We start from the raw sequence: 21076 nt of genomic DNA on the forward strand, positions 1-21076 counted from the left end.
AAGCGCAGGTCAGCGGAGGGTGCGGGATTCGAACCCGCGGTACAGGGTCACTGCACAATGGTTTTCAAGACCATCTCATTCGGCCGCTCTGACAACCCTCCCGGTGCCCGGAGGCACCCGCGGAAGTCTACCGTCCGGCCGGACCGCGCCCCGACCGCTCAGCGCGTCTGGGTGCGGCGCACCAGCAGCAGCCAGACCCCGGCGGAGGCCGCGCCGATCACGGTGATCACGGCCATCCACGGCCCCCAGCCCATCGTGAGCACGTCCAGTAGGCCGCTTCCGAACCCGTCGAGCAGGATGATCCCGGCCAGCAGCGCCACCGCGAGCACGGCGAGCACCGCTCCGGCGATCCACAGGAACGCCTGGCCGAACCGCAGGTAGGCGGCGGTGATCGCCGCCCCCAGGAACAGCACGCCGAGGATCAGCAGGAAGGTCTGGATCAGGGTCTGCCAGGCGGGTCCGGTGCCGGTGTAGAAGACGTCGAAGAAGCGGATCTGCAGTCCGAAGCCGCCGGTGGCGACCTCGATGATCTTGCCGATCGTGATGACCACGGAGTAGACGACCGCGTTGGCGAGGAAGACGAGGCTCACCCCGGTCGCGAACTCCCGTCGGGTCAGGCCGAGGCCGAGTGCGAGCGGGAAGTACTGGCCCATCGAGGTGAAGCCGTAGCCGATCATGGGCCCGAGCAGGGCGAAGATCGCGCCGTTCCAGGTCATGCCCTCGTACATGCCGGCCCGGGCCTCCGGCCCCTGGCTGCCGACGATGGCGCCGATGGCGAGGACCAGCAGGAGGGAGATGGCGCCCATGATGGGCTGCCATCCGAATGCCTGCATGCGGTTGACGACGTGCATGTCGATGACGCTGCGATATCGCATGGGAGCTCCTCTCAGGAGACCGTCGCGGGGTGCTCCGCGGCGGTGTTGGTGCGGTGGACGATGTAGTTCTGCAGGGACACGGGCCCCACCTGCAGCCCGGCGGCCCGGGCCCGCTCCTCGCGCCCCTGCTCCGCGTGGACCGTGGCGGTGGCGAGCGCGCCGATCTCCTGGAAGTGCAGGAGGTCGGCGTCCCCGACGAACCCGCGGACCTCGTCGGTTCGGCCGGAGACCTCGATCGCCGCGGCCTGCAGCTCCTCGGCCTCGGCGTCGATCACGACCCGGCCGCCGTCCAGCAGCACCACGTGCTCGAGGAGGTTGGAGACCTCGTCGATGTGATGGGTGGACAGGATCACGGTGCGGGGATGCTCGGCGAAGTCGGCCAGCAGCCGGTCGAAGAACAGTCGCCGCGCGACCGCGTCGAGGCCCAGGTACGGCTCGTCGAAGAAGGTCAGCGGGGCCCGCGAGGCGAGGCCCAGGATGATCCCGACGGCCGAGAGCTGGCCGCGCGAGAGCTTGGAGATGGGGCGCTTCTCGGGGAGGCGGAACTCGCCGATCAGCTCGTGGGCGAGCTCCTGGCTCCAGGCGGGGTAGAGGCCTTCGGCGATGCGCAGCACGTCTCGGGGCCGGAAGCCGTCGGGGTACTTCTGGCTCTCCTGGATGAAGCAGGTCCGCGAGAGCACCGCGGCGTTCTCCACGGGGCCCTCGCCGAACACGCGCATCTGCCCGGATGTGGCGAAGGTCTGGCCGGTGAGCAGCTTCATCAGGGTGGTCTTGCCCGCGCCGTTGCGGCCGAGCAGGCCGTGGATGCGCCCCTCGTCGAGGTCGAGGTCGACGTGGTCGATCGCGGCGACGTCGCGGAAGTGCTTGGTCAGGTCTCGGGTCTCGACGACGGTCATCGGTGGTCCTCCTCGGTGAGCATGGTGATGACCTCCTGGGCGGTGAGCCCCAGGTGGTCCGCCTCGCGCAGCAGCGGGGCGATGTAGGCCTGACGGAAGTCCTGGCGGCGACGGCGCCGCACCAGGTCGGTGGCGCCGGGAGCCACGAACATCCCCACGCCGCGCCGCTTGACGAGCACGCCGGCGTCGGCCAGGCGGTTCAGGCCCTTGCCGGCCGTGGCGGGGTTGATGCGCAGAAAGGCGGCGAGCTCGTTGGTCGAGGGCACGGGGGTCTCCTCCGGGTAGGTGCCATCGAGGACGCCGTCCTCGATCTGCTCCGCCACCGCGATGAAGAGGGGCTTCGACTCGTCGAGCACGAGGACCTCCGGGGTCGGAGCCGCGACTGCGGCTCATTGGTTAATTACCCCACTAATGAACCATGGGACCGGGGGGCCGTCAAGGGTCGGGTCGACGTCGAGGGCGGGATCGGTGTCGAGGTCCGGGTCGAGGTCAGGATCGGGGTCGGGGGCATACGCTGGTGCCGACCGTGATGCCCGACCGTGAGGAGCCTCGAATGCGCGCGATCCTGATCGAGTCCGAGGGCGCCTCCCCGCGCCTCCTGGAGGACGCCGACGAGTCCCTGCTGACCGGCGAGGTGGCGCTCGACGTGGAGTGCTCCTCGCTGAACTACAAGGACGCGATGGCCCTGGCCGGCAAGGGCATCGCCCGCACCCACCCGCTCATCCCGGGCATCGACCTGGTCGGCACGGTGACGGAGTCCGCCGATGCCCGCTTCTCCCCCGGCGACGGCGTCGTCCTGAACGGCGACGGGATCGGCGAGTCCCGCCACGGCGGCTTCGCGACCCGCGCCCGCGTGCGGCCCGACGCGCTCGTCCATCTGCGCGACGCCCTCACCCCACAGCGCGCCGCCGCGCTCGGCACCGCCGGCTTCACCGCGATGCTCGCCGTGCTGCGGCTCGAGGACGCGGGGCTCACCCCGGCCGACGGGGACGTGCTGGTCACCGGCGCCTCCGGCGGCGCCGGCTCGGTCGCGATCGCGCTGCTCGCCGGACGCGGCCACCGCGTGATCGCCTCGACGGGGCGCGTCGAGGAGCACGGCGAGTACCTGCGCTCCCTCGGCGCCGCCGAGGTCGTGGACCGCCGCGAGCTGTCGGAGGAGCCGGGCCGTCCCCTGCAGTCCCAGCGCTTCGCCGCCGCGGTCGACGGGGTCGGCTCGACGACCCTCGCGAACGTCCTCGCGCAGACCGCGTGGGGAGGCACGGTCGCCGCCTTCGGCCTCGCGCAGGGACCGGACCTGCCCGCGACGGTGCTGCCGTTCATCCTGCGCGGCGTCACCCTCGCCGGCATCAACTCCGTCGAGTGCCCGCTGCCGCTGCGCGAGCGGGCCTGGGCGGCGCTGGCGAGCGAGCTCGACCTGGCCCTGCTGGACTCGATGACCACCACCATCGGCCTCGCCGGCGCGATCCCCGCCGCGCAGCAGGTGCTGGCCGGCCAGGTCCGCGGCCGCACCGTCGTCGAGGTGGGACGATGATGGCGAGCCCGGACACTGAGAGCCCGACGACCGAGAAGAGGACCATGCGCGCGATCACCATCGTCGGCGAGGGCGAGCTCGAGCTCGCCGAGCTGCCCGAACCCACGCCCGGCCCCGGCGAGGTGCTGGTCGACGTCGTCGCCGCGGGCGTGAACCGCGCCGACCTGGCGCAGGCCGCAGGGAAGTACCCGCCGCCGCCCGGCGCCTCCGAGCTGCCGGGCCTCGAGGTCTCCGGCCGCCGACGGGACACCGGCGAGGAGGTCGTCGCCCTGCTCGCCGGCGGCGGCTACGCCGAGGTCGTCGCGGTCCCCGAGGCGCAGCTGCTCCCGGCTCCGGAGGGCATGGGCCTGATCGACGCGGCCGGGGTGGTCGAGGCCGCCGCGACGGTCGTGTCGAACCTGGTGCTCGAGGCGGGGATGCGCGAGGGCGAGACGGTCCTGGTCCACGGCGGCACGGGCGGCATCGGCACGGTCGCCATCCAGCTCGCGAAGGCCATGGACGCCCGGGTGCTCACCACCGTCGGCAGCGACGACGCACTGCCGATCGTCGCCCAGCTCGGCGCCGAGCAGGCGTGGAACCGCCGGATCATCGACCTGCCCGCCGCGGTGCGCGAGGCGGGCGGCGCGGACGTGATCCTCGACGTCGTCGGCGGCTCGGCGCTGGCCGACAACGTCGCGATGCTCAACGAGGGCGGTCGCCTGGTGATCATCGGGACGCTCGGCGGTGCGAGCGGCGAGCTGCCGATCGGGCAGCTGATGGCCAAGCGCGCCCGCGTGATCGGCTCGACCCTGCGCTCGCGCCCGGTGGAGAACAAGGCTGCGATCCTCGAGGCGACCCGCTACCTGGTCTGGCCGCTGCTGGCCTCCGGGGAGCTGCAGATCCCGATCCACGAGCGGCTCCCGCTGGCCGAGGCCGCTCGCGCCCACGAGATCCTCCGCATCGGAGGCCACCTGGGCAAGGTGATCCTGGAGGTCGAGGAGTCGGCCGACGGGCACCGGCGAGGGCGCCGCCGCCGGAGCGCATGAGCGATCAGCTCACGACCCGACTCCTCGTATCCGCAGGCCTCACACTCGTCGGCGTCTTCTGCCTCGCCTACACGGCCTGGGCCCGGCGAGGCCGCTCCGAGCGAGCTCGCGCCTGGATGGGCGACGAGTTCGGCGAACGCCTGCGCGACGAGCGCTGGGCGGTGCTCGGCGCATCGATGTTCGGCGTCATGTGCCTGTGCTTCGCTGCCTTCGTGCTGCCGGTGGTGGGGATCTACCTCGGCCTCGTCACACTGCCGCTCGCCGCGCTGTCCTTCGTCCTCTTCCTGTGGGCGATGATGTACTTCATCCCGCTCCCCGACCTCTTCTACCCCCGCTGGGCCCGCCCTCTGCGGGAGCGGAACCGCCGCGTCGAGGCGGCCTGGAAGCGGGGGTTCCGACGCCGTCGCAAGGAGCGCTGAGCAGTGGTCGACCAGGTGACCATCCGACTGTTGTTCTCCGCAGCCGCCTTCGTCGTGGGAGCGGCCCTCTTCGCCTTCGCCATCTGGCAGCGCCGTGGACGCTCCCCTGCGGCACGACGATGGATGGGCCGGGGCCGCGGGAATCCAGACTTCGAAGAGCGCATGTCGCTGATCGGGTTTCCAGCGACCGGGGTGCTGTGCTGGTGCTTCAGCGCGGTGGTGCTGCCGGTGATCGGGGTCTATCTGATCCTGCCCCTCGCGCCGATCGCCGTCCTGTGCTTCATCCCGCTGATCATCTGCCGGCTGGACTTCATCCCGATCCCGGACGCCGTCTACCCGAAATGGGCCCGCCCGATCCGTCACGCCAACGAGCAGGCCGTCAAGGACTCCGAGGCCTGGCTCCGCGCATACCGTCGTCGTCAGCGCTGAAAGCGCTCCAGCACCAGCACCGTCCCGTCCTCGTAGATCGAGTCGGTGACCACGTCGGCGACGTCCTTCACGCCCTGTGGCGCCTGCCCCATCGCGACGCCGACCTCGGCCCAGGCGAGCATCTCGGTGTCGTTGAAGCCGTCGCCGACGGCGACGGTCGCGCGCCGCTCGATGCCGAGCCGGTCGCGGATCACCTCGAGGGCGCTGGCCTTGGAGATGCCGGGCGCGGCCATGTCCAGCCAGGCGGTCCACCCGATCGAGTACTCGACGCCGTGCACCCCGGACTCGGCGATGACCTTGCTGAACTCCTGCGGGGAGAGGTCGGGGACGTGGACGACCACGCGCACCGCCTCGAGCTCCATCAGGTCCTCGAGCGCGGTCTCGGTCGCCTCGACGCCGAAGCTCGCGTCCTGGAAGCCGGTGGTCGAGTGGAAGCCGCCGTCGGCCGTCTCGACCGCGTAGTGCGCGTCGGGGGCGACCTCGCGCAGGGTGCGCAGGGCGTGGCCGGGCTGGAAGGAGCGGGTGTCGACGATGCGGTGCCCGCCCTCGGCCTCCGGGTCCATCTCGACGGTGACCGCGCCGTTGGAGCAGACCGCGTAGCCGCGCGTGATCCCGGCGGCCTCGACGATCGGGAGGGTCGCGCCGAGGGAGCGGCCGGTGGCGATGACGACGGTGTGCGTGCTCGCGGCGCCGCGCAGCGTGTCCCGCATCTCGGGGGTCATCCGCCCGTCGTGGTCGACGAGGGTGCCGTCGACGTCGAGGCCGATCAGCAGCGCCTTCCCGTCGAGCCGGTCGAGGTGCTCGGCCAGACGCTCCCGCGCGGCGATCCGGTCGGTGGTCGTGGTGGAGGCGCTCATGCGCGGCAGTGTGCCATCGGCCGCCGACGAACGGGTGAACCGACGGTGGCGAAGAGCCGCGCGCAGTCGCTGGAGGGGGCGGGGGAAGGGCATCTCAGGCAGCGCCACCCACGACCTCGAAGACCTCGCGCCCGCCGAGATAGGGCCGCAGACCCTCCGGCACGACGACGGAGCCGTCGGCCTGCTGGTGGTTCTCGAGGATCGCGGCGATGAAGCGGGTGGTGCCGAGGGTGCCGTTGAGGGTGGCGACGGGGCGCAGGCCGTCCTCGGTGCGCTCGCGGATGTTCAGCCGACGGGCCTGGAACTGGGTGGTGTTCGAGGTGGAGGTCAGCTCGCGGTAGGTGTCCTGGCTGGGCATCCACGCCTCGCAGTCGTACTTGCGGGCGGCGGAAGTGCCGAGGTCGCCGGCGGCGGTGTCGATGATGCGGTAGGGCACGTCGATCCGCGCCATCATCTCCCGCTCCCAGTCCAGCAGCCGCTCGTGCTCCTCGTAGGAGTCCTCGATGCGGCAGTAGGAGAACATCTCGACCTTGTGGAACTGGTGCACGCGGATGATGCCGCGGGTGTCCTTGCCGTAGCTGCCGGCCTCGCGGCGATAGCAGGCGCTCCAGCCGGCGTAGCGGATCGGACCGTCGGAGAGGTCGAGGATCTCGTCCTTGTGGTAGCTCGCCAGCGCCACCTCGGAGGTTCCGACGAGATAGAGGTCGTCGCCCTTGTCGAGGTGGTACACCTCGTCGGCGTGCTCGCCGAGGAAGCCGGTGCCCTCCATCGCCTCGGGCAGCACCAGGGTGGGCGTGATCATCGGGGTGAACCCGGCCTTCGTGGCCTGGTCGATCGCGGAGTTCAGGATCGCGAGCTCGAGCTGCGCGCCCACGCCGCGCAGGAAGTAGAAGCGGGCGCCTGAGACCTTCGCGCCGCGGGCCATGTCGATCGCCTGCAGGCCCTCGGCGATCTCGAGGTGATCCTTGATCTCGACGTCGAAGCTCGGGGGCTCGCCGACGGTCTCGCGGACGACGAAGTCCTCCTCGAGGCCCTCGGGGGCGCCCTCGGCGAGGTTCGGGATCTCGCGCAGGGCCGCGTCGCGGACGGCGAGCGCCTCGCCGGACTCGGCCTCGAGTCGCTTCACGTCGGCGGCGAGCTGCTTGACCTCGGCCAGCAGCGCCTGCTTCTCCTCGCCCTTGGCCTGCGAGACCTTCTTGCCGAAGGCCTTCTGCTCGGCGCGCGCTGACTCGAAGGCGGAGGTGGCCTCGCGCCAGCGGGAGTCGGCCTCGAGCACCGCATCGACGGTGGAGGCGTCGCGCCTCCGGGCCCGCTGGGCCGCTCGGACGACGTCGGGATTCTCTCGCAGGAGCCGCAGATCGATCATTGCTCCAGGGTACCTGCGTGCGCGGGCCTATCGCGGCGGGGCCGCGCCGCTACTGTGGGCACATGGATCTGACCCTGCTGCTGCTGAGCATCGCCTCGGTGGTCACCACGATCATCGCCGTCGTCCTGCTGGTCGTGGTGCTTCGACGCCTCGGCCGGCACCGCCGTGAGCTCTCCGCGCTGAAGTCCGAGAGCGCAGCCCGGGCCGAGGCGCACGAGAATCCGGACGACGGCGAGGACGCGGAGGCCGCCGACCGCCTCCGCCGCATCGCCGTGGTCCTGAACCCCTCGAAGTTCGAGGGCACCGACGACTTCCGCCGACGGATCTCCGAGGTCGTCGAGCGGGTCGAGGGCGCGGAGGTCGAGTTCTACGAGACCACGATCGACGACCCGGGGCGCGGGCAGACGCAGCGGGCGGTCGCCGACGGCGCGGACCTGGTCATGGCCGCAGGCGGCGACGGGACCGTGCGGATGGTCGCCTCCGTCCTCGCCGGCACCGACACCCGCATGGGCATCATCCCCTCCGGCACCGGCAACCTCCTGGCCCGCAACGTCGACATCCCCCTGGAGGACCCGGCCGCGGCGATGGTCGCGGCGCTGACCGGAACCGACCACCAGGTCGACGTCGGCTGGCTGCGCTATGGGGACTCCCCCGCGGCGGCGCAGTCCGCGCCGAAGCAGATCTTCCTGGTGATCGCGGGCTTCGGCGCCGACGCCGAGATGATCGGCTACACCGACCCGCGGATGAAGAAGCGCATCGGCTGGGTCGCCTACGTCTTCGGCGGGGTCCGCACGATCCTCGGCCGCTCGGTCGACGTCGTCGTCGAGCTGCCCGACCGCACCCGCCACGCCCACAAGGCCCGCACCGTGCTGCTGGGCAACGTCGGCAAGCTCCCCGGCGGCTTCGTGCTGATGCCGGATGCGACGATCGACAACGGCCGCCTCGAGGTGGTCGTCGCCGGCTGGCGGGGCGCGGCGGGCTTCAGCCAGGTCGCCACGCAGGTGATCAACCCGAAGCTGGTCCCGAAGGTGGGGCCGAAGCTCTCCACGATGGAGCGCTACCTGACCACCGGCATCCGGGTGACGACCGCGAAGGCGCAGCCTGTCCAGCTCGACGGGGACACCGACATCGAGGCGACGCACCTGATCGCGACCGTCGATCCCGGCGTGCTGCGGCTGCGCGTCCCGGAGAGCACGGAGCCTTCCCGCGCGTGACCAGCGGGTAAGGGTCCCGGAGGTCTTCGATTACCTCGGTGGCGCGACTAGGCTCGCCCCATGGGCAACGAGCCCCCCGCCCCCCATTCGACCCGTCCGGTGCACCCCTCCCGTCGCCGGCTGCTCGGCTCCGCCGCTCTCACCGGCGGATTCGCCGCCGTGCTCGCCGCCGCCGGGAGCAGCAGGGCCGAGACACCCGCAGCCCCCACCGATCCCGTCGACCGTCCCGTCCCCGGAGCCGACGCCGCGCACGGCACCACCTGGTCTCCCGAGGAGTTCGGCGCCGTCGGCGACGGCCGGACGGACGACACCGGCGCGCTGCAGGCCGCGGTCGACGCGGTGCGCGACGCGGGCTCGGGGACCGTCGAGCTCCGCGAGGGCGCGGTCTATCTCGTCTCCAGCGTCGACATCCAGCACGGTCTCACTCTGGAGGGCCACGGCGCGCGGATCCTCCGCCCTCCGCACCATCCCCAGGGCGTGCGCACCCTCACCACGCAGCACCGCCCCGCCCGGACCGCCGAGCAGCACGCGAGTGCGATCGTGCTGCGCGACCTCACCGTCGACGGCGCGATCCACGAGCAGGGCGCGTTCCGCGACTACGAGCAGGAGCAGTCCTCCCTGATCTTCCTCAACGGGCAGAGGGACGGCCCGTACCGCCAGGTGGTGCGGATCAGCGGGGTCACGGTGCAGAACTCGGTCTCCGACGGCATCCACCTGTGGACGGCGACGGACGCGACGATCACCGACCTGCGCGGCGTGGACTGCTTCCGCGGCGGCCTCACCATCACCGGCGGCGACAACCGCGTGCGCGTGGACGGCTACCGCGGCTCGGGCGAGTTCACCGGTGCGCACATCGACATCGAGCTCGACACTCTCTCCAACGGACGCTTCCACGGCGACTTCGAGATCCGCGACGCGATCGTCGAGGACGGCCCGCACACGCGCCCCACCGACATCGAGTGCGGGGACGGCGGGCGAGCGGTGCTCGAGAACTGCGCCTTCCGCTCCGGCTTCACGATGATGGGCCTGAACGGCACGATCCGGGTCACCGACTGCGAGCTGCACGGCAAGGACGGCGACGAGGGGCTCGTCCCGCGCGTGGTCCATCGCGGGGACGACGTCGTCTTCACCCGCTGCGACTTCCGCGCGCACGGCACCCGCGTCGGCACCCCGAGGTCGGAGATCCTCGCCGGCGTGCGGATCCAGCAGACCTACTCCTTCGACGCCGCGGCGCTGTTCAACCCGCGCAAGGTCGTCTTCGACCGGTGCACCTTCTCCCCCGCTCCGGCGGAGGGCACCAACGACGGCGGCGAGCCGGTGGTCGGGGTGTGGGTCGCGGGATCCCGCCCGTCCGACGGGCAGGTCGTGGTCCGGGGCTGCTCCTTCGGGCAGGGACTCGACCACGCGGTGGACCTCACCCTGGGCGGGCACCTCGTGCTCGAGGGCACCAACCGGATCGACTCGCGGATCGGGTTCCGCGTGGGCAGCCTCCCGCCCGGGGACTCCCGCCACCGGATCGAGGAGAACGGCTCCCTGACACCTGGCGAGCACACCGTCGAGATGTGGCAGCGCGGCGGCTGAGAGCGGTCCGCGGGATCCTGGGAACGGCACCGTCCCCGTCAGCGTCACTTTCTCAGGCGTCGGGGTCCTCGAGCTGCGTGCCCTGCTCCGGATCCCACACGAGCCGCGTGCGCGGACCCCACCAGGCCCCTGCTCCGTGCGCCAAGAATTCGAAGCCCGAGGGCGCGCCCCGCACGGCGGTGCCGTCCCGATGGAAGACGAAGAGGACCTCCTGCGTGGAGTAGCGCTCGCCGGTCTCGACGATCACCCCCGACTCTTCGTTGATCGTCGTCGCGGGCGTGCCGATCGTGTAGACCGCGAAGCGGTCCCAGTCGAATTCCTCCTCAGTGGCCGAGGCGACGTCACGCGGCTCATGGTCCTCGCCGACCGCGATGACGGCATCGGTGAGACCGCTGCTCGCGGCCACCTCGATCTCCCGTCGGCGCCCGGGCAGGAGCCCACAGCCGCCGAGGACCAGGCCGACCCCCGAGAAGACGGCGACGGCCGCGAGATCACGTCGCGAACTGCGGCGCTGCAGCACTGCCACCGTTCCGCTCACTCCCGCAGCTTGCCGCTGCGGGCGAGCTCCGGGTCGGTGCAGGAGGAGAGGTCGAAGCAGCAGGGGCGGCGCGAGCCGTTGCGGAGCTTGTCGATGGAGACGTCGACCCTCTTCGCGCGGGTGCTCTCGCTGCGGGTCGAGCCGACCCAGCGCACCCACTCCCAGCGCGCCATCGGGGTGAGCGACGGCCAGGTCTCGGCGAGGTCGTCGGCGTCCTCGAGCGCGGCGGCGAGGTCGGCGGGGACCTCCGGCTCGGGCCAGTCCTTCGTGGTGGTGAGTGTGAACTCGACGGTGCTGCCCTCGCTCGCGCCGAGAGCGCCGACGAGCTCCGCGTCGAGGTCGATCCAGTGCCCCTTGCGCCCGTCGGGCTCGACGACGGTGTCACGCTCCTGACCGCCGAGCACGGCATGCACGGCGACCTGCCCGCGGGAGGGCAGCTGCGCGCTCGCCTCCTCGGGCAGCGGCAGGATCAGCCGCTCGTCGATCGCGCGCACCTGGGCGGTGCCGGTGACGGTGACGGGTGCCTTCGGGGCCATCTCAGATCTCCGTGGTCGGATCGGCGGGGGTGATCATGCCGGTGAGGCGCTCGAGCCAGTCGTGCGCCTCGTCGTAGGCGCCGTCGGCGAAGTCCTCGCGCACCTCGGGCTGCTCGCCATCGACCCGCGGGTAGGAGCCGAGGTAGTGCACCACCGGGCAGAGCCGGTGCAGGGAGCGCAGCGCCGCGGAGACCCGACGGTCCTCGATGTGCCCCTCGAGGTCGAGGGAGAAGGAGTACCGGCCCAGGAAGTCGCCGACGGGCCGGGACTCGATCCGGGACATGTTCACGCCGTTGGAACCGAGGATCTCGAGCGCCTCGAGCAGGGCGCCGGAGCGGTTGTGCGGCAGCTGGATCACGACGGTGGTCTTGTCGGAGCCGGTGCGGGCGGGGATCCGCCCCTCGCGGGTGACGAGCACGAAGCGGGTGATCGCGCCGGCATGGTCCTCGATTCCCTCGGCGAGGACGGTGAGGCCGAAGTGCTCCGCGGCCAGCGGCGAGCAGACCGCGGCGCGGCCCCAGGCCTCGTCCTCGCTCATGCTCGCGAGGTCACGGGCCGCGGCAGCGGTCGAGGAGGCGGCGGCGATGTTCGCGCCGGGCACGTTGCTGCGCAGCCATCCCTGCACCTGCGCCTGGGCGTGCGGGTGGGAGGAGACGGTGGTCAGCTGCTCGAGCGCGGTCTGCTCGCGGGCGGCGAGCACGAAGGTGATCTGCACGGTCTGCTCGGCGACGATCGTGATGGAGTCGGTCGCGGCGAGCACATCTAGGGTTCCGGAGACGCCGCCCTCGACGGAGTTCTCGATCGGCGCCATGAGCGCGTCGATGTCCCCGGCGATCAGGTCGGTGGTGGCGGTGGCGACCGAGGCGAAGGGCACCAGCTCGGGCTCCGTGGCCCGGAACTCCTCGGGGATCTCCGTGAGCGCCTGGAGCAGTGCCTGGTGGGTGAAGGTCGTCTCGGGACCGAGAAATCCGTACCGCATGAGGGAAGGGTACTCGGGTGCCGATGCCCGGTGCGGGGCCCGGTCACGGTGGCCGAGCTGGGCGGAGACGGGCAGGGCATCCCCGTCTCAGAACGGCGGGCCCTGCTCCCAGTACGCGCGGTTCTCCTCATCGGGGTCGGGCGGTGGGTCGTGCAGGGGGTCCGCCGGTCCCCATTCCTGCAGGATCCGGTCGATCTCGCCGATCGCCTGCATCTGGTCGAGGTCCCGGTGCCAGCAGAACTCCTCCCACGACTCCATGAGCGCCTTCGCGTGGTGGGGCGCGGCGAGGTCACCACGGGGTGCGACGCGGGTGGTGATCAGGGCCGGGGAGCCGACCGTCCAGGTGGTGGCGCCGTCGGGCTCGCGCACGGGATCGATGCGCCCGGCGGTCTTCAGATCGTGGTGCCTCCAGTCGAGGCGGTGGAGGTTGTGGAGGCTGGTCGGTCCGCCGCGGGCGGGATCGGCGTGGTCGAACTCCTCGATGTGGTCGTTCTCGGCGTCGTCGGTGGTGGTGTGCGTGCAGCAGGGGGCGGCGCAGCGCGGGTGCAGGAGCCGCAGATGCTCCACCTGCTCGGCGGAGGGGCGGTAGCGCTCAGCGGGCAGCGGGAGGAATCCGCCGTCCGCGGGGTCGGCGAGGACGCGGTGCCAGACGGGCTCGGCGGCGGCGAGGTCGCGGGCCATCTGCGCGGGCAGCGGGTGGATCCCGTCGTACAGGGCCGGGGTATCGCTGAGACCCATCAGGGTGAGCACGGGGACGACGACGTTCACGCGGTGCCGCGGCGCGGGGATCTCGACCCCGCCGGTGTCGAGCTCGGTGCGCAGGAGGGTCGCATAGCGCAGCGCCGCCTGGCTCATGGTCTTTCCGTCGCGGGCCACGTCCCCGTCGAGGTCGAAGGGGATCGGCTCGCCCTGTTCGAGGGCGCGGCGCTGCCGGGCCTGGACGGTCTTCGCGGAGCGGTCGAGGCGCCGGGCGAGATCGAGGATCTCGGGGATCGGGCCGGTGATGCGCAGGCAGGCGGTGCCGTCGTCGTGCAAGGAGTTCTCGAGGGACACGTCGCGCAGCGACTCGGGCCGCGGGGCGCTCATCTCGCGCTCGAACCAGGAGCGCAGCTGGCGCAGCTCGTCACGGAAGCGGTCCGCAGGCACAGAGGCGAGATCCCAGGAGGCGACGATCTCGTCGACCTGGGCGCGCTGGACGACGGTGAGGTCGCGGACCGCCTTCAGCATGCGCGTGTGCCATTCGACGGGCATGTCCCCGGCGGTGAGACGCGCGAAGGTCGCGGGCATCTCGGTGACGGCGGTGTGCGCGTCCGCGATCCGATAGGAGGCGATCGCGGTGGTGGTGCGGGTCGCGATCGCGACGGCGAGGCTGCGCTCCTCGCGGTCGTCGTCGAGGTCGGGGTCCTCGTGGTCGATCCAGAAGGGGGCGAGGTCGGCGAGCCGGCGCGCGTGGCGCCTGGAGTCCTCCCGCTCCTCCTCGAGCAGGCGGGCGATCGTGCGGGCGTCGGAGCTCGCTGGCTCGACGTGCCCGCGGCGCAGCAGGGAGTCCTCGGTGAGGCGGGTGCGGGCACGGACGCGTGGACGGGGCGGGGCCGTCGCGGTGCGCGGCACACGGCCGTGCGAGGCGGGAGCGCGGGAGGCCGACGGTCGGGCCGACGAACTGCGCGAGGACCGCGTAGAGGCGGGAGACGGCACGGAGCGGTGGTCCGTCGTGGTCATCGGCCCCACCTCCTCGTGGACTCGTCATCGAAGCCGCTGATCCGGGTGTTCCTGCTGGTCAACACCCTACGGACCCACCCTGACATTCGAAGCGCCCGACCGCCACGGACCGACGGGAGATGTGGATCCGGAGGCGATGTGGAGGAACGGTCGAAACGCCGATCGAGGTCAGCTCCCCCGCAGGTCCAGCACCCAGCGCTCCGCCTGACGGCTGCCGCCCGCGGGGTGCGCGACGAGCGCGCCCGTCGGCCGGGCGTCGAGAGTGCGGGCGACGGTCTGCGAGGCGATGTTGTCCGGGGCGATCAGGAGCACGGCCTCCTGCAGAGTCGTGCCGCGCTCCGACGGCAGACCCCGCGCCCGCTCGACGAGAGCCGCCGCGAGCGGTGCCCCGAGGCCGCGCCCGCGTGCGCCCGGCAGCAGCCAGTAGGTCAGCGCCACCTGGCCCGGTCCGAGTCCTGGCGCGAGGCGGTTCAGCCCTCCCCCGCCGAGCAGCCGGCCGCTGCCCTCCTCGAGCGCGGCGAACTCGACCACCGGACCGTCCTCGCGCCAGCGCGCGCAGCGGGCGAGGAACTCCTCGAGGCGCTCTCGGTCCCAGGGGCGGCCGATGATCTCCCTGGCCAGCGCCTCGTCCTGGCCGGTGAGGATCTCCTCGGCATGCCCCGGGCCCAGGCGCTCGAGACGGATCCTCACACCAGGCCCGGCTCCGGACCGTCCTGCGCGTTCATCGGCTCCCGCCCGCGCTCTCCCCCGCGAGCACCGCCCGCACGGTCGCGAGGATCTCGACGTCGCGGGCGCCGCGGGTGCGGGCCTCGGCGACGGGGCCGGCGAACAGGGAGAGCAGCGCCGGATCGACGGGTCCGCCGTCCTCGCGCTCGGCGGTCTCGGCCTCCCGTCGGGCGTTCTCCACGGCGCCGGGAGCGATCGTCGTGCCCGCGCCGCGGCGGGTGACGATGATCTGAGTCTCCTCGAGCATCTTGTAGGCGCGGGCGACGGTGCCGGCGGCGAGGCCGAGGTCCGCGGCATGCGCCCGGATGGCGGGGAGCCGGTCGCCGGGCCTGAGCTCGCCGCCGCGCACCTGCTCGACGATCTCGCGGCGGACCTGCTCGTACGGGGGCTGGGGTGAGGGCATGAGGACACGATAGGCGGAGGACGTGGAGGCCTCGTGCACGTCACGGCCGGTGTCGAGGACCGCCCCGTAGCATCGGAGCGTGCCCGCCTCCCCCGCCCGCTCCGCCTCCCCGGCCCTCGCCCGCACCCTCCGGGTGCTGCTGCTCGCACTCCTCGCCGCGCTCGCGCTGCTGCCGGGCGCCTCCGCACGGGCCGATGGCGGCGCGGAGGCCGACGCACCCGTGCGCCTGGTGATCGCGACCGCAGGTCTGACCTGGGAGGACATCGACGCGGAGAGCACGCCGACGCTCCAGTGCCTCGCGGACCGCTCCGGCGGCGGCGCCATGAACACCACCTCCACCACCGTCGTCTCCACGAAGCGGCAGGGACTCGAGACGCTGCACACCGGCTACCGGGGCCTGGCCGAGGAGGCGCCGCGCACCAGCGGCATCCCCACCCCGCCGACGGACCAGTGGGAGCAGCTGCCGGGAGAGGTGACCGAGACCGACGACCCCGCCGCCGTCGCCGGCGCGCTCCAGGACGGGGACGTGGTCGAGCTGATCGCCCCGTCGGTCCCCGACCACGACGACCCCTCGCGCGAGCAGGCGCTCACGGAGCTCGACGGCGCCGTCGCCGCGGCGCTCGAGGAGCTCGGCGGCTGCGAGGCCACAGGCCTGCCGCGCACCCTGCTGGTCTCCGTCGCCGCGACCGACCCCGAGCATCCCGAGGAGGTCGAGCGCACCGGCGCGGTCGCCTCCCGCACCGTCGGCCTGCAGGTCGCGATGGACACCGCCCTGCCCGGCCAGGCCCTCACCTCCGGCGCCACCAAGCAGACCGGCGTCGTGATGATCACCGACGTGGTCGCGACCGTGCTCTCCTCCCACGACGCGAGCGCCGACGGGCTGATCCCCGGCCAGCCCTTCCGCGGCACCGACAGCGACGACGCGCAGCAGCTCGCCTGGGACCGCTCCGAGGCGGCCCGGCTGGTGGATGCCGCGACCGTCCCCGCGCTCGGGTCCTGGCTCGCCCTCGGCGTGATCGGCCTCGTGATCGTGCTGGTCCCGGCGCTCGCCCGACGCCGGTGCCTCGCCGCCGTCGGCCGCGCACTCGCGGCGGTCGCGCCGCTCGCGCTGCCGGTGGGGCTGTGCGCCTCGCTGGTGCCGTGGTGGCGGGCCGACAGTCCGACGCTCGCCCTGGCGGGCGTGGTGTGGGGCGGGTGCGCGTTGCTGTCCGTGCTCGTGCTCGCCGGGCCCTGGCGCCGCAGCCGCTTCGGCCCCGTCGGCGTCTCCGCGGCGCTGGTCGCGGGGATCATCCTGGCCGAGTCCGCGGTCGGGTCGCGACTGCAGCTCTCCTCCCCGCTCGGGGCGCAGCCGATCTCCGGCGGGCGCTTCTACGGGCTCTCCAACCACCTCTTCGGGATGGTGCTGGCCGCGGCGATGATGGCGCTGCTGTGCCTGTTCACGGCGGTGCGCACGCCCCGGGCGCGGGTGCTGTGGACCGTCGGCGTCGGGCTCGCGGTCGCCGCGGTGTGCGTCGCGCCGTCGATGGGTGCGGACTTCGGCTCGGGCCTCGCCACGGTCCCGGCCTTCGGCCTGCTCGCGCTGCTCGTCTCCGGGATCCGGCTGCGGGTGTGGCACGTGCTCGCCCTCGGCGTCGGCGGGGCGGCGGCGGTGCTGTCGGTGTCCTTCCTGGACTGGCTGCGGCCGCCCGAGGACCGCACCCACCTGGGGCGCTTCATCGACGAGCTGCTCAGCGGCGAGCTGCTCTCCGTGATCGTGCGCAAGCTCGCCCAGAACATCGCCATGGCCACCGGGTACTGGGCGCTCGCGCTGGTGCTGGTGCTCGCGGTGCTCGCCTCGATCGCGATCCTCATGCCGCGCCGACTGCGGTGGCGGCGGCTCGCCGCGCTCGATGCGGCCCAGCCCGTCGCGCACCGGGTGCGGATCGCGCTCGTGGTCGGGGCGTGGGTGGGCTACGCCGTCAACGACACCGGGCCGGTGCTGATCGCCGCGATGCTCGGGATCTGGCTCGCGCTGCTGCCGCCGACGCTGCCGGACCCGCTCCCGGCCGGCAGGACGACGGAGCAGCGCGTCTGATCAGCTGTTCTCGGCGTCGACCGCGGCGTGCACGACCAGGGAGGTGTACTCCTCGGGCGTGAGCGGCGCGGTGAGCGAGGCGGGGATCTGCGGCTCCCCCACCTGCAGGTGGGACGCGATGATGACCGCGTGCGCCGGCTCGAAGCGGCCCTCGACGGGCGCGGCGTCCAGCCGCTCGGCGAGCTGCTCGAGATCGGTGCCGGCGAGATAGACGATGTCGTCGGACGCGAAGTCGCCCTCGACCTTCAGGGCGCGCAGCAGCGCGTCGAGCTCGGCGGGGTCCACATCGCCCAGCGCCCGGGTCTCGTCGTCGGAGAACTCGCCGTCGACGGGGAGGTCGGCGAGGGTGAGCCGTCGCTGATCGGCCAGCTCGGCGTCCGGCTCGTCGAGGTCCGCGAGGCCGGCCCAGACCTTCGCCTCGTCGTGGTCGGCGCCGCCGACGGGGAGGGGTGCGGGGACTCCGGCCGACGGGGCGGCGGGCCGCTCGGGCTGCGGCTCCGCTGCTGCGTCCGCTTCCGTTCCGGGGCCGGTCCCCGTCGTCGGCGCCGTCTCCGGGATGACTGCCGACGGAGTCTCGGGCGCGGCGGCGTCCTGGCTCTCGGACGCCGTCGCCGGGAGGGCTTCGGGCGTCTCCGCCGCCGCGGCGTCCTCCTCCAGCTCCGGGCTCAGGTGGCGCGTGCGGGCGAGCGCGCGCAGCACGTCGCGGAGCTGCGCGGCGCGGTGCAGGCGGCCGCGCAGGTCGTTGCCGGTGGCGCGGTGGTGGAGATCGGCGGGGACCTCCTTGACCCAGAAGCCGGCGGTCAGCGCGTCGATCGTCAGCGAGGTCTCCACGCCCCAGCCGGGGGCGAGGGGCTGGCAGGCGTCCCAGGTCTCGCGGGTGATGCAGCGGGTGCCGGACAGCGGCTGCGTCGCCTCCCAGCCGGTCGCGCGGAGGATGCCGCGGCGGGCGGTGCGCACCACGACGCCCATCCCGCCGGCGCCCGACTGCGGCGGCAGCAGCGCGATCGCCATGTCGACGCCCTCGCCGAGGACCGCCTCGACCAGCGGCTGCGCGGCGGCGGCGCTCCCGCCCATGTCCGCATCGAGGAACAGCAGGGCGCGGGGCTCGGAGGCGCGGTCGTCGATCACGGGCAGCGGGCCGGTGTGGCCGGGCGAGCGGGGCTCGGCGTGCAGCTCCTCGGAGAAGCTCTCCCCGCCGTCGGCCCGCTCGGCGCCCTCCTGGATCGCGACCATCTGCGCGCCGGTCGCCATCGCCGCGGCCTTGCCGCGATTGGTCTTGTGCCGCACCACCAGGGCGTCGGCCCCCATCGCCACGGCGGAGGTGGCATCACTCGAGCCGTCGTCGACGACGACCACCAGGTCGACCCCCGGGATCCCCCGGGCCGACGCGATGGTCGCCTCGATCCGCTCCGCCTCGTTCTTGGCGGGGATCACGACGGCGACCCGCTCGGGGCGGTGCGCCGTCAGCGGCCCCGCGGCGCTCATCGCAGCGTCACCTGACGGGCGACGATGCCGCCCCGGGCGCGACGCTCCATCGCGGTGAGCGGCTCGGTGGAGGTCAGCGCCTCCTCGAAGCGGGCGCGGAACGCCTCGGCCTCCGCCTCGGCGGCCTCGACCCCGGCACCCTTGGGCAGGTCCCAGACGGGGATCGACAGACCCTCGGCCCGGAAGGAGCCGACGTACTTCGCACCCTCGCAGAGCGCGGACTCGCGCCGGGCGTGGAGGCGGGTGACGGCGTCGATGACGCGGTCCTCGTCGGCGTCCAGCACCCAGCGCACGTGCTCCTTGGGGCCGGCGTCGACCCAGTAGGCGTGGGGCAGGCCCTCGACCGGTCGGGTGGGCATGATCGAGTCGTTCGCCTGGGTGATCGCCTGCTCGATCTCGCCGGTGCGCTCGGCGCTCGGGTCGAGCCAGAACTCGAAGGTGTCCTGGACCCGGATCGCGAAGTCGCCGGAGAGGTCCAGCACGTCCTGCAGGCGCGGGGAGTCGTCCTCGAGGGTGACGGAGGTGATCGGGCTGCCGGGCTCGAGCGCGACCGCCTGGCGGATCGCCTGGCCGAGGCCGCGGGAGAGGTCGCCGCCGGGGAACGGGGCCTGCACGCCGACGGTGACGGTGCCGTCGGTGCGGCGCACGGCGGGCCAGGCCATCGGCAGGATCGTGGCGAGCTCGACGTCGACCGCGCCGTACTCCTCGGTGGTCCTCGCCGACATGGTCGCCGCGGGGATCAGCTGGCGCATCGCGACCAGGTCCTGCTCGTTCGGGAGGCCCTCGAAGGGGCGACGGACCAGCTCGTTGCGCGAAGGGGAACTCATGGCGGGGAGTCTACCGATCGGGAACGTGCTCCATGACGATCTCGGCCGCGTCCTCGGGGTTCGGGCCGACGACGACGAATCCGCAGCGGGAGTAGAGGCGGCGCGCGGGGAGGTTGGTCTCGACCACCTCCAGGCGCAGCGTGCGTCCCGGGTGGTGCGCGGCGAGCCAGTCGAGACCGGCCGTGATCAGGCGCGCGCCGACGCCCCTCCCCCGTGCTTCGGGCGCGACCCACATCGAGTACAGGTGCGCGGGGCCGTCCTCGACCACCACGCGCGCCATCCCGACGGGGGCGCCGTCCACCTCGGCGATCAGGACGGGGCCGGGGCGCGTGAAGTAGCCGCGCCAATAGGCCTCCCCGTCCTGCGTGTCCCGCTCGAGGGCGGTGGCGAGGGTGCTGGCGAAGGCGTCCGGGTCCTCGCGCAGCGCTCTCAGGCGCAGCGCGCGCCAGATCCGCCAGTCCGAGGCGGAGATCTCCCGCACCGTGCTCACGGATGCGTCCCCGCGTCCATCAGCTCCCGCGCGCACTCCTCGAGCTCGCGCGGCTCGACGCCGTCGAGCATGTGGAGGGCGAAGTCGGCGCTGAGCCGCTCGAAGAAGAGCGTGCCGCGCACGGAGTTGCCGTGCAGGTCCAACTGCGGGGCATAGCTCGCGACCCCGAAGCGCGAGGGCAGGCCCGCGATGATCCCGCCGCCCACCCCGGACTTCGCGGGCAGGCCCACGTCGCTGACCCAGTCGCCGGCGTTGTCGTACATGCCGCAGGTGAGCATCACCGAGAGCACCTGGCGCGCGGCGACGCGGGAGAACACCTCCTGGCCGGTGAGCGGGTTCGTGCCGCCGGAGGCGAGGGTCGCGGCCATGACGGCGAGGTCGGTCACGGTGGTGAGCACCGAGCAGCCCTCGATGTAGCCGTCGACCACCTCGATCGCGTCCTCCGTCATCGAGCCGGCGGCGCGCAGCATGTAGGCCAGCGCGTAGTTGCGGTCGGCGCTCTTGAGCTCCTCGCGCCAGGTCACCTCGTGCGGGGCGAGCGGGCGGCCCGCCGCGGCGTCGAGCACCGCGCGCAGCCGCTGCGTGCGCTCCTCCCGGGTGGTGCCGAGCATGGCGTGGGTGCGGATCGCACCGATGTTGACCAGCGGGTTCTTCGGCTTCTTGGTGTACGGGTCGAGGCTGAGGGCGTTGAACTCCTCCCCCGTCGGCTCCTCGTCGACGAGGGATTCGACATACTCCGCGCCGTGCAGGTCGATCGCCGCGCCGTAGGCGAACGCCTTCGAGATGGACTGCATCGGGAAGGCGTGCCCGGTGCCCGAGGCGGTGATCTCGCCGTCGATCGTGCAGACGGCGACGCCCAGGTGATCCTCCCGGGCCCCGGAGAGGAAGGACAGCTCGGGGATGTCGCCATCCTCCTCCGCGCTGCCGGAGATGCCGCGGTCGGGGAGCACCAGGTCACCGGGGTCGTGCGCATCGGCGACATCGGAGGTCTGCGCGGAGGCGAGGGCCGCGGTGAGCCGGTCGAGGTACGTGGTCAGTGCGCTGGTCACGCCTCGACGGTACCGCCCCCACCGCCCTGAAAGTTCTTGCAGGTTCTGCGGGTTCCC

At 72.9% G+C, this 21076-nt stretch carries 22 protein-coding genes and 1 tRNA gene; 7 read left to right on the forward strand and 16 right to left on the reverse strand.

All coding sequences use genetic code 11. From position 1 onward, the window contains the following. Window positions 1-13: 13 nt before the first annotated feature. From DS079_RS03375 to DS079_RS03390, 4 genes are all read right to left on the reverse strand, one after another. A tRNA-Ser gene (locus tag DS079_RS03375) sits at window positions 14-101 on the reverse strand. A gap of 57 nt (window positions 102-158) precedes the next feature. Next, window positions 159-875, reverse strand: a complete 717-nt coding sequence (locus DS079_RS03380) for a hypothetical protein (RefSeq protein ID WP_126984813.1) — start codon at window positions 873-875, stop codon at window positions 159-161. 11 nt (window positions 876-886) lie between these two features. Beyond that, window positions 887-1771 (reverse strand): ABC transporter ATP-binding protein, encoded by an 885-nt coding sequence (locus DS079_RS03385; RefSeq protein ID WP_126984814.1) that lies wholly within the window; start codon window positions 1769-1771, stop codon window positions 887-889. Next, window positions 1768-2127, reverse strand: a complete 360-nt coding sequence (locus DS079_RS03390; protein WP_070499812.1) for a GntR family transcriptional regulator — start codon at window positions 2125-2127, stop codon at window positions 1768-1770. The genes DS079_RS03385 and DS079_RS03390 overlap by 4 nt, the downstream gene beginning before the upstream one ends. A 197-nt stretch (window positions 2128-2324) precedes the next feature. On the opposite strand from DS079_RS03390, the gene DS079_RS03395 reads away from it, so the two are divergent. Genes DS079_RS03395 through DS079_RS03410 form a run of 4 tightly spaced genes read left to right on the forward strand, consistent with a single transcriptional unit; the run spans window position 2325 to window position 5175 of the window. After that, complete coding sequence (locus DS079_RS03395) at window positions 2325-3302, forward strand: MDR family oxidoreductase (protein WP_126984815.1); 978 nt, start codon at window positions 2325-2327, stop codon at window positions 3300-3302. Between the two features lie 44 nt (window positions 3303-3346). Continuing rightward, window positions 3347-4327, forward strand: coding sequence for an NAD(P)H-quinone oxidoreductase (locus tag DS079_RS03400; RefSeq protein WP_164736079.1), 981 nt, complete (start codon window positions 3347-3349; stop codon window positions 4325-4327). Next, window positions 4324-4746, forward strand: coding sequence for a hypothetical protein (locus tag DS079_RS03405; RefSeq protein ID WP_126984816.1), 423 nt, complete (start codon window positions 4324-4326; stop codon window positions 4744-4746). The genes DS079_RS03400 and DS079_RS03405 overlap by 4 nt, the downstream gene beginning before the upstream one ends. A 3-nt stretch (window positions 4747-4749) precedes the next feature. Beyond that, the gene (locus tag DS079_RS03410; RefSeq protein WP_126984817.1) at window positions 4750-5175 is read left to right on the forward strand and encodes a hypothetical protein; all 426 of its coding nucleotides are present in this window, start codon (window positions 4750-4752) and stop codon (window positions 5173-5175) included. Here DS079_RS03410 and DS079_RS03415 read toward each other — a convergent pair. Both DS079_RS03415 and serS read right to left on the reverse strand, forming a co-directional pair. Further along, window positions 5166-6032, reverse strand: a complete 867-nt coding sequence (locus tag DS079_RS03415; RefSeq protein ID WP_126984818.1) for an HAD family hydrolase — start codon at window positions 6030-6032, stop codon at window positions 5166-5168. The two genes, DS079_RS03410 and DS079_RS03415, sit on opposite strands and share 10 nt — an antisense overlap. A gap of 94 nt (window positions 6033-6126) precedes the next feature. Next, a complete protein-coding gene (gene serS, locus DS079_RS03420; RefSeq protein WP_126984819.1) occupies window positions 6127-7398 on the reverse strand; it encodes a serine--tRNA ligase in 1272 nt (423 codons plus the stop codon). A 62-nt stretch (window positions 7399-7460) separates the two neighbouring features. Here serS and DS079_RS03425 point away from each other — a divergent pair, with 62 nt between their 5' ends. Both DS079_RS03425 and DS079_RS03430 read left to right on the forward strand, forming a co-directional pair. Continuing rightward, window positions 7461-8612 (forward strand): diacylglycerol/lipid kinase family protein, encoded by a 1152-nt coding sequence (locus tag DS079_RS03425; protein ID WP_126984820.1) that lies wholly within the window; start codon window positions 7461-7463, stop codon window positions 8610-8612. Window positions 8613-8672: 60 nt separating this feature from the next. Beyond that, window positions 8673-10193, forward strand: coding sequence for a glycoside hydrolase family protein (locus tag DS079_RS03430; protein ID WP_126984821.1), 1521 nt, complete (start codon window positions 8673-8675; stop codon window positions 10191-10193). A gap of 52 nt (window positions 10194-10245) precedes the next feature. Here the strand turns inward: DS079_RS03430 and DS079_RS03435 are convergent, their stop codons facing one another. The 6 genes from DS079_RS03435 to DS079_RS03460 all read right to left on the reverse strand — a co-directional run bounded on the left by DS079_RS03435 (window position 10246) and on the right by DS079_RS03460 (window position 15094). Beyond that, the gene (locus tag DS079_RS03435; protein WP_126984822.1) at window positions 10246-10731 is read right to left on the reverse strand and encodes a hypothetical protein; all 486 of its coding nucleotides are present in this window, start codon (window positions 10729-10731) and stop codon (window positions 10246-10248) included. Continuing rightward, entirely contained in the window at window positions 10728-11267 is a 540-nt protein-coding gene (locus DS079_RS03440) for a YdeI/OmpD-associated family protein (RefSeq protein ID WP_126984823.1), read from the reverse strand. The genes DS079_RS03435 and DS079_RS03440 overlap by 4 nt, the downstream gene beginning before the upstream one ends. A gap of 1 nt (window position 11268) precedes the next feature. Beyond that, on the reverse strand, window positions 11269-12246 hold the full coding sequence (pheA, locus tag DS079_RS03445) for a prephenate dehydratase (protein WP_126984824.1): 978 nt from the start codon (window positions 12244-12246) through the stop codon (window positions 11269-11271). An 87-nt stretch (window positions 12247-12333) separates the two neighbouring features. Then, on the reverse strand, window positions 12334-13965 hold the full coding sequence (locus DS079_RS03450; protein ID WP_241237523.1) for a 13E12 repeat family protein: 1632 nt from the start codon (window positions 13963-13965) through the stop codon (window positions 12334-12336). A gap of 168 nt (window positions 13966-14133) precedes the next feature. Beyond that, entirely contained in the window at window positions 14134-14655 is a 522-nt protein-coding gene (locus tag DS079_RS03455; RefSeq protein WP_126984825.1) for a GNAT family N-acetyltransferase, read from the reverse strand. Between the two features lie 31 nt (window positions 14656-14686). Continuing rightward, the gene (locus DS079_RS03460; protein WP_126984827.1) at window positions 14687-15094 is read right to left on the reverse strand and encodes a GntR family transcriptional regulator; all 408 of its coding nucleotides are present in this window, start codon (window positions 15092-15094) and stop codon (window positions 14687-14689) included. A gap of 79 nt (window positions 15095-15173) precedes the next feature. Between DS079_RS03460 and DS079_RS03465 the strand changes: the two genes are divergently transcribed. Further along, window positions 15174-17168, forward strand: coding sequence for a hypothetical protein (locus DS079_RS03465; protein ID WP_164736080.1), 1995 nt, complete (start codon window positions 15174-15176; stop codon window positions 17166-17168). On the opposite strand, the gene DS079_RS03470 is transcribed toward DS079_RS03465, so the two are convergent. Genes DS079_RS03470 through glsA form a run of 4 tightly spaced genes read right to left on the reverse strand, consistent with a single transcriptional unit; the run spans window position 17169 to window position 21019 of the window. Next, window positions 17169-18653, reverse strand: coding sequence for a glycosyltransferase family 2 protein (locus DS079_RS03470; RefSeq protein WP_126984829.1), 1485 nt, complete (start codon window positions 18651-18653; stop codon window positions 17169-17171). It abuts the gene before it with no gap. After that, window positions 18650-19480, reverse strand: coding sequence for a DUF5926 family protein (locus DS079_RS03475; RefSeq protein ID WP_070499081.1), 831 nt, complete (start codon window positions 19478-19480; stop codon window positions 18650-18652). Before DS079_RS03475 ends, DS079_RS03470 begins: the two co-directional genes overlap by 4 nt. 10 nt (window positions 19481-19490) lie before the next feature. Then, window positions 19491-19970: a GNAT family N-acetyltransferase gene (locus DS079_RS03480; protein ID WP_126984831.1), complete on the reverse strand. Its 480-nt coding sequence runs from the start codon at window positions 19968-19970 to the stop codon at window positions 19491-19493. Beyond that, window positions 19967-21019, reverse strand: coding sequence for a glutaminase A (gene glsA, locus DS079_RS03485; RefSeq protein ID WP_010550011.1), 1053 nt, complete (start codon window positions 21017-21019; stop codon window positions 19967-19969). The genes DS079_RS03480 and glsA overlap by 4 nt, the downstream gene beginning before the upstream one ends. Window positions 21020-21076: the final 57 nt, after the last annotated feature.

It is taken from the genome of Brachybacterium paraconglomeratum, assembly GCF_003994255.1.
Taxonomy (GTDB): Bacteria; Actinomycetota; Actinomycetes; order Actinomycetales; family Dermabacteraceae; genus Brachybacterium; species Brachybacterium conglomeratum.